At 74.2% G+C, this 12,217-nt stretch carries 11 protein-coding genes; 9 read left to right on the top strand and 2 right to left on the bottom strand.

Annotated elements, in window-relative coordinates:
- Nucleotides 1–29: 29 nt before the first annotated feature.
- Entirely contained in the window at nucleotides 30–1,718 is a 1,689-nt protein-coding gene (paaN, locus tag QMC84_RS20920) for a phenylacetic acid degradation protein PaaN (protein ID WP_300378331.1), read from the bottom strand.
- A gap of 86 nt (nucleotides 1,719–1,804) precedes the next feature.
- Between paaN and QMC84_RS20925 the strand changes: the two genes are divergently transcribed.
- Entirely contained in the window at nucleotides 1,805–2,449 is a 645-nt protein-coding gene (locus tag QMC84_RS20925) for a hypothetical protein (protein ID WP_300378333.1), read from the top strand.
- Nucleotides 2,450–2,501: 52 nt separating this feature from the next.
- On the top strand, nucleotides 2,502–3,083 hold the full coding sequence (locus tag QMC84_RS20930; protein WP_300378335.1) for a TerD family protein: 582 nt from the start codon (nucleotides 2,502–2,504) through the stop codon (nucleotides 3,081–3,083).
- A 129-nt stretch (nucleotides 3,084–3,212) separates the two neighbouring features.
- Here QMC84_RS20930 and QMC84_RS20935 read toward each other — a convergent pair whose 3' ends face one another.
- Nucleotides 3,213–4,685, bottom strand: a complete 1,473-nt coding sequence (locus QMC84_RS20935) for a serine/threonine-protein kinase (protein WP_300378337.1) — start codon at nucleotides 4,683–4,685, stop codon at nucleotides 3,213–3,215.
- Between the two features lie 115 nt (nucleotides 4,686–4,800).
- Between QMC84_RS20935 and QMC84_RS20940 the strand changes: the two genes are divergently transcribed.
- The 7 genes from QMC84_RS20940 (at nucleotide 4,801) to QMC84_RS20970 (ending at nucleotide 12,161) form a co-directional block, all read left to right on the top strand.
- Nucleotides 4,801–5,721, top strand: a complete 921-nt coding sequence (locus QMC84_RS20940; protein WP_300378339.1) for an ATP-binding cassette domain-containing protein — start codon at nucleotides 4,801–4,803, stop codon at nucleotides 5,719–5,721.
- Entirely contained in the window at nucleotides 5,718–6,545 is an 828-nt protein-coding gene (locus QMC84_RS20945) for an ABC transporter permease subunit (protein ID WP_300378340.1), read from the top strand. The genes QMC84_RS20940 and QMC84_RS20945 overlap by 4 nt, the downstream gene beginning before the upstream one ends.
- A 61-nt stretch (nucleotides 6,546–6,606) precedes the next feature.
- Nucleotides 6,607–7,173 (top strand): RNA polymerase sigma factor, encoded by a 567-nt coding sequence (locus QMC84_RS20950; protein WP_300378341.1) that lies wholly within the window; start codon nucleotides 6,607–6,609, stop codon nucleotides 7,171–7,173.
- Nucleotides 7,170–8,654, top strand: coding sequence for a M1 family metallopeptidase (locus tag QMC84_RS20955; protein ID WP_300378342.1), 1,485 nt, complete (start codon nucleotides 7,170–7,172; stop codon nucleotides 8,652–8,654). Before QMC84_RS20950 ends, QMC84_RS20955 begins: the two co-directional genes overlap by 4 nt.
- A gap of 58 nt (nucleotides 8,655–8,712) precedes the next feature.
- On the top strand, nucleotides 8,713–9,705 hold the full coding sequence (locus QMC84_RS20960; protein ID WP_300378343.1) for an NAD-dependent epimerase/dehydratase family protein: 993 nt from the start codon (nucleotides 8,713–8,715) through the stop codon (nucleotides 9,703–9,705).
- Between the two features lie 90 nt (nucleotides 9,706–9,795).
- A complete protein-coding gene (locus QMC84_RS20965) occupies nucleotides 9,796–11,289 on the top strand; it encodes a carboxyl transferase domain-containing protein (RefSeq protein WP_300378345.1) in 1,494 nt (497 codons plus the stop codon).
- A gap of 53 nt (nucleotides 11,290–11,342) precedes the next feature.
- Nucleotides 11,343–12,161: an SDR family oxidoreductase gene (locus QMC84_RS20970; protein WP_300378347.1), complete on the top strand. Its 819-nt coding sequence runs from the start codon at nucleotides 11,343–11,345 to the stop codon at nucleotides 12,159–12,161.
- The last annotated feature ends 56 nt before the right edge of the window (nucleotides 12,162–12,217 follow it).

Raw genomic sequence — 12,217 nt, forward strand, 5'->3', positions numbered from 1 at the left:
GACCCGGCGAGACTTCCTTCCTCATCGGATCAGATGTGCCGGCGGGACTGGACGACGCGGAACCGGGAGGCGACGTAGGCGCCGTCGGTGTACGCCGCATTCGCGGCCGGGTTCGCGCCGGTGCCGTGGAAGTCGGAGAACGCCGCGGACTGGTTGACGAAGACCCCGCCCAGGAGGTTCTCCGAGAGCGCCACCCCGGCGTCGAGCGCGGCCTCGCGGACCTGGTCGACGACCTCGGGGGACGTCGAGTAGACCGCCGCGGTCATGGCGCCGTGGCGCTGCACGGTGTCACGGAACAGCGCGACCGACTCGTCGGTGCCGGCGGTCTCGATGAGGTAGGCGACCGGGCCGAAGCACTCGGACTCGTAGACGTCGGCGTCGGCCGCGGTGAGCCCGACGATCGTGGGCGTGCGGACCGTCGCGTCGTCGTACGTAGGGTGGCGGACCGTGCGGCTGGCGACGAGCACCGCACCGCGCCGCCCGGCCGCCTCCAGCCGGCGCACGACCGGCTCGTTGACGATGCCGCCGAGCAGCTCCACCGCGCGCGCGTCGTCCCCGAGCAGCCGGTCGAGGGCGGCGCCGATCCCGGCGCCCACCTCGGCGGGCGAGCGCACCCCGTCCTCGGTCGCGACCCCGGCGGCGGGCACGTACACGTTCTGCGGCGCGGTGCACATCTGGCCGGAGTACAGCGCGAAGGAGAACGCGAGGTTCTGGCACATCGCCGCGAAGTCGGAGGTCGAGTCGACCACGACCGTGTTCACGCCGGCCTTCTCGGTGAAGACCACGGCCTGGCGGGCGTTGGCCTCGAGCCAGTCGCCGAACGCGTTGCCGCCGGTGAAGTCGACCAGGCGCACCTCGGGCCGGACCGCGAGCGCCGCGGCCAGGTGGTCGTCGGGCTCCTCGGCCGCGAGCGTCACCAGGTCCGGGTCGAAGCCCGCGTCGGCCAGCACCTCGCGGCACACCTGGACGGTGATCGCGAGGGGCAGCACCGCCGCCGGGTGCGGCTTGACCACGACGGGGTTGCCGGTGACCAGCGACGCGAACAACCCCGGCCAGGAGTTCCAGGTGGGGAAGGTGTTGCAGCCGATCACCAGCGCCACGCCGCGCGGCACCACCGTGAACGTCTTCTCCATCCGCAGCGGCCCGCCGCGACCGGGCTTCTCCCAGATCGCGGTCGCGGGGGTGCGCGTCATCTCGGTCCATGCGTAGGCGAGCGCCTCCAGGGCGCGGTCGAGCGCGTGCGCGCCCCCGGCCTGGAACGCCATCACGAACGCCTGGCCGCTCGTGTGCTGCACCGCCCCGGCCAGCTCGAAGATGCGCGCGTGCAGCCGGTCGAGGATCTCCAGGCACACCCCCGTCCGTCCGTCCGGGCCCGCGTCCCGCCACGGCCTTATGCCGGCACGCGCCGCCGCCATCAGCGCGTCGACGTCGACGGCGCGCGGGTAGGAGACGCCGAGGTCGAAGCCGTACGGCGACCGCTCGGTCGCCACGGTGCCCGCGGCACCCGGGGTCTCGAGCGGGAACGCCGTGCCGAGCCGGGCCTCGAACGCCGCCTTGCCCTCGGCGGCCGCGGTCTCGCCGTACACGCGCGGCGACGGGGACTCGTCGAACGCCGAGTAGTACTCCCGGCTGGCGCAGGCGGCGACCGCGGCGTCGAGCCGGGCCCGGTGGCGGTCGAGGAGGGACGCAGCGGACGGGTGAGTGGTCGTCTCGGTCATGCGGCGCTCCTGGATGGCTGTGACAGGTCGCGGCCACTGTCGCACAGATCTGTCACAGCGCCGAGGGACGACTACGCTCGTGCGCCATGAGGGTGCGGTGGATCGGGCTCACGCTCGCCCTCGTCCTGGTGGGCGCTGCCGGGGGGTACGCCCTGGCGTCGCTGGACCGCCACGAGCCGGCCGTGATCGCCCTCCCGGAGCCGGTGCCGGCGCAGTCGCCGTCGATCCCGGTCGACCCGCCCCCGACGTTCGCGCCGGACGTCGACTACCCGGCGCTGGCCACCGACCAGCGCTACCAGACCCACCGGATCGGGGACCCGCCGTTCTTCCAGTGGGCGTACGACGCTCCCCGCGGCTGGGTGCGCACCACGACGGACCAGCCCGACGAGTACCGCTGGCGCCCGGCGGACGAGCCGCCGATCGGCGGGTACAGCCTGCGGGTCAAGATCGTCACCCAGCGGCTCACGCCGCAGCAGATGGTCGAGCAGAAGCTCGCGGCGGTCGAGTCGATCTACGGCGACGTCGAGGTCGTCGACCAGGACGAGGACCAGCTGTACTTCACCTACCGCGACGGCCTGGACCACCAGCGGCACAACCTGTTCTGGTGGTTCGCGGCCCCCGGCCAGACGGCCGCGAGCTTCGAGATGAGCGTCGCCGGCCGCGGCGTCGACCTGCCCGGCCTCGAGGCGCTCGAGGCCCACGTCGCCGCGAGCGTGCGCAAGCTCCCCTGAGCATCGATGCTGAGCCTGCTGCCCGCCAGGCCCGGCGAGTAGGTTCGGAGCCGTGATCGAACTCCACCCGGGCGACGAGCTCGACCTGGCCACCGCGGACGGCACGCCGCTGACCGAGCTGCGGATGGGCGTGGGCTGGGACAAGGAGCGCACCGCCGGGTTCATCGGCACCGGCGCCCCGGACATCGACCTCGACGCCTCCGCCATCCAGTTCGCCGAGGGCCAGCTCTTCGACCTGGCCTTCTACAACAACCTCAGCACGCGCGACGGCTCGGTCGTGCACCTCGGGGACAACAAGACCGGCAGCGGCGCGGGCGACGACGAGACGATCGCCGTCGACCTCGCGAAGGTCTACTCCAAGGTCGACGCGGTCGTGTTCCTGGTCAGCAGCTACCAGGGCCACACCCTGGAGTGGGTCAACAACGCCTACTGCCGCCTGCTCGCCGGCGACCCCGATGACCCGGATGACACCGAGCTGGCCCGGCTCACCCTCACCGCCGGCGTACCCGAGACCGGCGTGGCGCTCGCGAAGCTCTACCGCTCCGGCGAGGGCTGGCGGCTGCGGGCGATCGGCCAGGGCATCAAGGTCACCGTCCCCACCCAGGGTCTCGACGCGCTACGCCCGTTCCTGTAGGCCGCTGCCCGCCCGGACGGTTTCCCCGGCTAGCCGGGGAAGCTGCCACTTGATGGCCGAAACTTCCCCCGACAAGTGCCGGTTTCCCCGGCCGGCCGGGGAAACCGACCCGTCGGCCGCCCGGTCCGCTCAGTACCCGTGGGCCTCGACGTCGTCGAGGACGGCGGTGGCGGTGGCCCGGTCGGCGCTGCGCACCTGGACCCACAGCAGCCGGTTCGAGGCGAGCTGGACGATCCGCTCGACGGTGACGCCGCCGGGGCAGCGGGTGTAGACGACGGTGCGGGTGGCGTTGTCGTCGATGGTGTCGTCGACCGGCTCGTCGGCGCCGTCGCACTCGGGGTGCTGCGGCACCTGCTCGGGCAGCTCGTCGCCGGGGAGGATGCCGAGGAAGACCCCCTGGGCGGTGGTCGCGACATCGGTCCAGTCCGCGGTGGTGCCGACCGACAGCGCCGGGAACTCCCCGCCGCCGTCGGGCGCCTGCCACATCCGCGGGGAGCGGGCCCGGTCCCAGTCGCTGGGCACGGTCACGGAGAGCGTGCCGGTGTCGTCGGTGATCGAGATCTCGGCGTCGCGGCGCTGCTCGACCGCGTACCCGATCCCCAGCCCGACCGCGAGCGCCAGCAGCCCGGCCACGGCACCGAGGACCCGGCGACGGGTCCGCCGTGGTGGCACCGGCTCGGCCAGCGGCCGCGACGGCGGCAGCGGACTGGGCCGGGCGCCGGGCTGGGTGAGCTCCGGGTCCAGCGGCAGCCACGGCCCGCTCGGGCCGGCGTCCGCGTCGGGTCCGAGCGCCGCCGCGAGCGCCTCGACGTACGCCGCCACGTCCGGCCAGCGGTCCTCGCGGTCGGGGGCGAGCCCGCGGCGCACGACCGCATCGACCTCGGGCGGGAAGTCCCGGTCGGGCGTCGACAGGGCCGGCGGCGCCCCGGGCGCCGCGGCGGCGGCCAGCGACGCGTGGGAGTACGGCGCCCGGCCGCAGAGCATCAGGTAGGTCAGCGCGGCCAGGGAGTACTGGTCGGCGCGCGGGTCCAGGGGCTCCCCCTGCGCCTGCTCGGGCGCCACGAAGGACGGGGTCCCGGCGATCATCGTCAGCCGCGAGGACATGTCCAGCGCCTTGCCGAGCCCGAGGTCGGCGACCATCGCGCGGACCTCGGTGCGGCCGCCCTCCTCGACGGTCCGGAACAGCACGTTCGCCGGCTTCACGTCGCGGTGCAGCACGCCGCGCACGTGCAGCGCCTGGAGCCCGGCCCCGACCTGGCGCACCACCTCCAGCGCCTGCCCCGACGTCAGGGCGAGCACCTCGAGCCGGTCGGCCAGGGTGCCCTGGTCGGCGTACGACATCACCAGGTAGGGGCGCCCGTCCTCGAGCTCGCCGGCGTCGTAGACGCTGACGACGTACGGCGACTCCACCTTGCGCAGGAACCGCCCCTCCTCGAGGAAGCGCTGCCGGACGGCCTGGTCCTCGGTCCAGTTGTCCGCGAGCACCTTGACCGCGACCGGGGAGTCCAGCTGCTCGTCGTAGGCCAGCCAGACGGTCGCGAAGCCGCCCGACCCGATCCGCCGGCGCACGGCGTACCGGCCGAGACGGGAGGGCATGGGCATCCCCGCATCATGTCAGGGCCGGGGTCGGACCCTGAGGTTGTTCGGGGTCGGCTCAGGGGCGCGGGGTGCCGCTTCCCCGATGTGGCGGCGGCCGGCCGGGCCCCAGGCTGGACACATGATCACAGTCGAGTCCCTGACCAAGACGTACGGCGGCTTCACCGCCGTGGACGGCGTCACCTTCACCGCCCGCGCCGGACGGGTCACCGGCTTCCTGGGCCCGAACGGCGCCGGCAAGTCCACCACGATGCGGATCATGGTCGGGCTGACCCCCGCCACCTCCGGCACCGCGCACATCGACGGCCGCCGGTTCGCCGAGCTGCCGAACCCCGGTCTCGAGGTCGGCGTCCTCCTCGACGCCTCCGCGCAGCACGCGGGCCGCACCGGCCGCGAGATCCTCACCATCGCCCAGCGCACCATGGGCCTGCCGGCCCGCCGGGTCGACGAGCTGCTCGACCTGGTCAGCCTGACCCCGGAGGAGGCCGGCCGCCGGGTGCGCAACTACTCCCTCGGCATGCGCCAGCGGCTCGGCATCGCCACGGCCCTGCTCGGCGACCCCGAGGTGCTGATCCTCGACGAGCCGGCCAACGGGCTCGACCCGGCCGGCATCCGGTGGATGCGCGACCTGCTGCGCGGCTACGCCGACCAGGGTGGCACCGTGCTGCTCTCCTCGCACCTGCTGCACGAGATCGAGGTGATCGCCGACGACCTGGTCGTCATCGGCCAGGGCCGGATCGTCGCGCAGGGCACCAAGGCCGAGCTCCTCGCGGCCGCGGGCACCCTGGTGCGCACCCCCGACGTCTCGACCCTCGCCCGAGCGCTCATGGACGCGGACGTCGAGTTCGGCCACGCCGCCGACGCCCTGCGCGTCGAGGCGGACCCCGACCTGGTCGGCCGGATCGCGCTCGCGGCGGGCGTCGCCCTCACCGAGCTGCGCGCCGCCGACGGCGCCGGGCTCGAGGAGATGTTCCTCGAGCTCACCTCTGACACCCAGCGCGACACCCAGCGCGACGCGACCAGCGAAGGAGCAGCAGCATGACCACCCTGACCCTCGAGCACGAGCACGAGCACGAGCGCGAGCAGGCACCGGTGCGCGTCGAGCGCGCGGCTCCGGCCCCGATCCCGATGTCGCGGATCGTCGCGGTCGAGGCCCGCAAGTCCTTCGACACCCGGTCCGGGTTCTGGCTGCTGGCGAGCATCGCCATCACCGCGGTGATCGCCACCGCCGCGGTGATCCTCTGGGCGCCGGACGACGAGCTCACCTATGCGAGCTTCGGGGCGGCGGTCGGCTTCCCGATGGCGGTGATCCTGCCGATGATCGCAATCCTCTCGGTCACCTCGGAGTGGAGCCAGCGCAGCGGGTTGACCAGCTTCACGCTGGTCCCGCACCGCGGCCGCGTGGTCACCGCGAAGGCCGTGGTCGCGGTGGGCATCGCGGTCGCCTCGATGGTCCTGGCATTCGCGATCGGCGCGGTCGGCAACCTGGTCGGTACGACGATCGCCGGCACCGACGTGGTCTGGGACATGGGCCTGGACGACTTCCTTTACATCGTCGGCGCGAACGTCCTCGGCCTGCTGATGGGCTTCATGCTCGGCGTGCTGATCCGCAACTCGGCGGGCGCGATCGTGGCGTACTTCGTGTACTCCCTGGTGCTGCCCTCACTCTCGGAGGTGCTCGCCGCCAGCCAGTCCTGGTGGGGCGACCTGAGGCCGTGGGTCGACTTCAACTACACCCAGAGCTTCCTCTTCGAGGGCGGCTTCACCGGTGAGCAGTGGGCCAACCTGGCCGTCTCCGGCGGACTGTGGCTGGTCGTGCCGCTCACGATCGGCCTCTGGGCGGTCCTGCGCAGCGAGGTCAAGTAATCATTCGCCACCCTTCCCCGTCCCCTGACTATCGTGCAGGCGACGGGGAAGGGTGATCTGCGTGACGACCGAGGCACTGACGCCGGACGAGATCGACGAGCTCGCCCGGCGCGCCCAGGCGGGCGAGCGGGACGCGCTCGAGACGCTGCTGGCCGCGGTCCGGCCGCGCGCGCTCAACGTGTGCCGGGGGGTGCTCCCGCACCTGCCCGATGCCGAGGACGCCTGCCAGGAGGCGCTGATCAACATCGCCGGCAAGATCGGCACGTGGGGCGGGCGCGGCCGGTTCACCACCTGGATGCACGTGGTCGCGGTCAACTCCGCGCGCTCGACGTACCGCCGCCTGAAGAACCAGGCCACTGCCGCCGACCCGCTCGACCACGGCCCGCTGGAGCGTCCGGACCCGCGCACCACCAGCGTCATCGCCGGCACCCGCCTGGACCTGCTCGAGGCGATGGAGACCCTCGAGAAGGACCATCCGCAGTTCGTCGAGCCGCTGCTGCTGCGCGACGTCTACGGCCTGTCCTACGAGGAGATCGCCCAGCAGGTCGGCGCCCCGCTGGGCACCGTCAAGGCCCAGATCCACCACGGCCGCCGGCTGGCGCGCCCGCTGCTGCGGGGCAGTGAGTGAGGACCGCTGCGGAGCAGCGAACGCGGAGGGCGGTCGCCGTCCTCGCGTCGGGGCTGCTGGCCGCGGCGCTGGTGGCCGGCTGCACGTCGGAGGACGACCAGCCGTCGCCGCCCTCGGCGCAGGCCTCGCCGTCGCCGTCGACGACAGCCGGAGACCCGGCGCAGGGCTTCAGCACCCCGGTCGAGGACCGGGTCTACCCCGACGTCGGGGACCCCGGGGTCGATGCGCTGCACTACGACCTGCGGCTGGCGTGGGACCCGGGCAGCCGCACCCTGGACGGGGTGGAGACCGTCGAGCTGCGGGCGACCACGGACGCCGACCACCTCCAGCTCGACCTCGCCCGGCCGCTCGAGGTCACCCGGCTCACGCTCGACGGCGCGGACGCGCCGTACCGGCACCGCGGCAAGGACCTGGTCGTCGACGCGGCGGTCACCCGGGACAGCCGGCACACGCTGGTGATCCGCTACTCCGGCGAGCCGGGGCCGGTGCCGGCGCCGGTGCAGCGCAAGGACTTCAGCGAGACCGGCTGGACGGTCACCGACGACGGCGGTGCCTGGACGATGCAGGAGCCGTACGGCGCCTACTCGTGGTACGCCGTCAACGACCAGCCCTCCGACAAGGCACTCTACGACTTCACGCTGCGGGTCCCGGCTCCGTTCGTCGGCGTCGCCAACGGCGAGCTGCTCGACCGCGAGCAGGTGCGCGGCGGCCCGGTGACCTACACGGTGACCCGGTGGCGGCTGGACGCGCCGGCGTCGTCGTACCTCGTCACGGTCGCGTTCGGCGACTTCACGACCGTGACCGACGAGTCGTCGACCGGCGTCTCGATCAGCTACTGGACGCCGGCCGGCCGGCCCGACCTGCTGAAGCGGGTCCGGCGCGCCCCGGAGGCGCTGGCCTGGCTCGAGGACCGGCTCGGGCCCTACCCGTTCGACACCCTCGGGATCCTGGTCGTCGACTCGCAGAGCGGCATGGAGACCCAGACCATGATCACCCTCGGCGACACCCGCTACGCCACCTCGCCGGAGGTGCTGGTGCACGAGATCGCCCACCAGTGGTACGGCGACCTGGTCACCCCGGTCGACTGGCGCGACATGTGGATGAACGAGGGCATGGCCACCTACCTCCAGGGCGTGTGGATGGCCGAGGACCAGGGCGTGGCGATCACCGACGTGATGGACTACTGGGCCACCTTCGAGGACGACGAGCGCGCCAAGGCCGGCCCGCCCGCCGACTACGACCCCGCGTTCTTCGGGTCCTCGAACGTCTACTACGGCCCGGCGCTGATGTGGGACGAGCTGCGCCAGCGGCTCGGCGACGACGAGTTCTGGGCGCTGGTGCGCGACTGGCCGGGCGTGCACGCCGACGGCAACGCCGACTACGACGACATCACCTCGTGGTGGTCGGAGCGGTCCGGCGAGGACCTGTCCGGGTTCTTCGACTCCTGGCTGCTCGGCGAGACCACCCCGGACCGCGGCTGACGTCTGCCCTCAGCAGAAGCCCTTGCCCGCGGCGCCGGGAGCCGCGACGGTGGCGTGCGTGAAGCTCCTGGTGCTGGGTGGGTCGGTGTTCCTCTCCCGGGCGGTCGCCGCCGAGGCGGTCGCGCGCGGCCACGACGTGACGTGCGCCAACCGGGGCACGTCGGGGCGGGTGCCCGACGGCGCGGCGCCGGCCGTGTGGGACCGCGCGGACCCGGTGCCGGCCGGGCTGGCGGGGACGCCGTACGACGTGGTGGTGGACGTGGCGCGCCGCCCGTCCTGGGTCCGGGCGGCCGTGGCGGCCTGGCCGGAGGCCCACCACGTGTTCGTGTCCACGGTGAGCGTGTACGCCGACGAGTCGACGCCGGGCGGGCGGCCCGGCACGCTGCCGCTGCGCGAGCCGCTGCACGAGGACGTCGACCTGGGCGCGGACCCGGAGGCCTACGGGCCGATGAAGGTCGGGTGCGAGGAGGCGGTGCGGGCGGGCGCCGCCTCGTGGACGGTCGTGCGGCCGGGCCTGATCGTCGGGCCGGGCGATCCGACCGGGCGGTTCACCTACTGGCCGGCGCGGCTGGGCGACGCCGGCCCCGGCGAGGAGGTGCTCGCGCCCGGGCGGCCCGAGGACCGGACCCAGGTGATCGACGTGCGCGACCTGGCGGCGTGGCTCGTCGCCGCTGCGCAGGCCCGGACCACCAGCGACTTCGACGGGGTCGGCGAGGTGCTGGCGCTGTCCGAGGTGCTCGCGCACGTGGCCGCGGGCTGCGGGGCGGACGTGCGACCGACCTGGGTGCCGCAGGAGTTCCTCACCGAGCAGGGCGTGCAGCCGTGGGCGGGACCGGACTCGCTGCCGCTGTGGCTGCCCCGGCCCGAGTACGACGGGATGTGCGCCCACGACCCGACCCCGTCGTACGCCGCCGGGCTGGCGCTGCGCCCGCTCGAGGAGACCGCCCGGGACACGCTCGCCTGGCTGCGGGCGACGCCGGACGCGACCCGCACCGGCCTGAGCCGCGACCGCGAGGCCGCCCTGCTCGCGGCCTGGCACGCGCGCGGGTGATCCGGGAGGCGCAGGTCCTGCCAATCCGGCGCCCCAGGGACGGCAACAGATGACGTCCGCGGGCGGACGGCGGCGCACTAGCCTCGGAGGATGACGACCGCGCCGCGCCCCGCTCGCCTCTCGGCCGCCGAGCTGATCGACCTGGTCCTCGACGAGGGGTCGTGGGTCTCCTGGGACGCCCCGCCGGACCGCACCGGCGTGTCCGAGGAGTACGCCGCCGACCTGGCCGCGGCGTTCGAGAGGAGCGGCGCCGACGAGTCGGTGCTGACCGGCGAGGGCCGGATGCGGGGCCGCCGGGTGGCGGTGCTGATGGGCGAGTTCGCGTTCCTGGCGGGCTCGATCGGGCGCGCCGCGGCCGACCGGCTGGTGGGCTCGATCGAGCGCGCGACCCGCGAGGGGCTGCCGCTGCTCGCCGGCCCGGTCAGCGGCGGCACCCGGATGCAGGAGGGCACGCCCGCGTTCGTGCAGATGGTGCGGATCACCGAGGCGGTCGCGGCGCACAAGGCCGCGGGCCTGCCCTACCTCGTCTACCTGCGCCACCCCACGACCGGCGGCGTGATGGCCTCCTGGGGCTCGCTGGGGCACGTGACGGTCGCCGAGCCCGGCGCCCTCGTCGGGTTCCTCGGGCCGCGGGTCTACGAGGCGCTCTACGGCAGGCCGTTCCCGGACGGCATCCAGACCTCGGAGAACCTCTACGCCCACGGCATCATCGACGCCGTCCTACCTCCCGAGGAGATCGCCGGGATCCTCGACCGGGCGCTGGAGATCCTGCTGGCGCCCCGGCACGGCATCCGGCCGGTGCCGGCGCCGGTCCCGCTCACGCCGCTGCCCGAGGTCGAGACGTGGGACGCGGTCACCCGCTCGCGACGCCCGGACCGGCCAGGCGTGCGCCGGCTGCTCAAGTACGCCGCCAGCGACGTGATCCCGCTCAACGGCACCGGCCAGGGCGAGCAGGACCCCGGGCTGCTGCTGGCGCTGGCGCGGTTCGGGCAGGCGCCGTGCGTGTTCCTCGGGCAGGACCGGCGCGGCCAGACCGCCGAGCACCCGATGGGCCCCGAGGCGCTCCGGGAGGCGCAGCGCGGGATGCGGCTCGCCTCCGACCTCGGCCTGCCGCTGCTCACCGTCATCGACACCCAGGGTGCGGCGCTCTCGCCGGAGGCCGAGAACGGCGGCATGGCCGGCGAGATCGCGCGCTGCCTCAACGAGCTGATCGCTGTCACCGCACCGACCCTGTGCCTGATGCTCGGCGAGGGCAACGGCGGCGGCGCGCTGGCGTTCCTGCCGGCCGACCGGGTGATCGCCGCCCAGCACGCCTGGCTCTCGCCGCTGCCGCCGGAGGGCGCGAGCGCGATCGTGTACCGCGACCTCGACCACGCCCCGGAGATGGCGCGCAGCCAGCAGGTCCGCGCCCTCGACCTGCTCCGGCTCGGCATCGTCGACCGGATCGTCGCCGAGCTCCCCGACGCCGCCGACGAGCCCGAGGCGTTCTGCCGCCGGGTCGGCGCCGTCCTGGAGCACGAGCTGGCCGCGCTGCTCGACGCCGGCCCCGGCACCCCCGCCGACCGGGCCCGCCGCTACGCCTGAGCCGCCCGCGCCAGCGGTCACGCCCGGCGGTAGAACGCGTTACAGTCCGGCGGGTGAGGACGTACGTCGTGAGCGGGGCCGCATCGGGGATCGGAGCGGCCACGGCCGGGATGCTGCGTGGGCGGGGGCACCGGGTGATCGGCGTGGACCGGGTCGCTGCGGACGGCGTGGACGTGACCGCCGACCTGTCGACCGCGGCCGGGCGGGCCGAGGCGGTGGCCGGGGTGCGAGCGCTGACCGACCGGGTGCACGGGCTGGTGCCGGCGGCCGGCATCGCCGGGCGCACCGGGGTGGACTCGCAGCTCGTGGTGTCGGTGAACTTCTTCGGCGCGGTCGCTCTCGTGACCGGGCTGCACGCCGAGCTCACCGCCGGCGCCGAGGACGGCGGCGCGGGCGTCGTGCTGCTCGCCTCCAACTCGATCACCGGCATGCCGGGCTGGAACGCGCCGGTCGCCCAGGCCTGCCTGCGCGACGACGAGGCGACGGCCCGCGAGGAGGCCGGCCGGGTCGACTCGGTGCTGGTCTACCCGTCCACCAAGGCGGCGCTGGCCTGGTGGGCCCGCCGCGAGGGCGTCAAGCCGGAGTGGGCCGGCGCGGGGATCCGCCTCAACTCCGTGGCCCCCGGCGCGACCGAGACCCCGATGGTCGACCAGATGCGCTCCGACCCCCTGCTCGGCCCGGCGATCGACGCCTACCCGACCGCGATCGGCCGGACCGGCCGGCCGGAGGAGGTCGCCGCGGCGATCTGCTTCCTGCTCTCCGAGGAGGCCGCGAACATCGTCGGCGCGGTGCTGTTCGTGGACGGCGGCACCGACGCGATGCTGCACCCGATCTCCCCTCCCGGCTGGGAGGTCGGCCCGATCGAGCCCTAGGTGTACCCGGCCAGGACGTTGGTAGCGGCGAGCCTGGTTGAACGAACGAGAACCTC

Source organism: Nocardioides sp., from assembly GCF_030019515.1.
In the GTDB taxonomy this organism is placed as follows: Bacteria; Actinomycetota; Actinomycetes; order Propionibacteriales; family Nocardioidaceae; genus Nocardioides.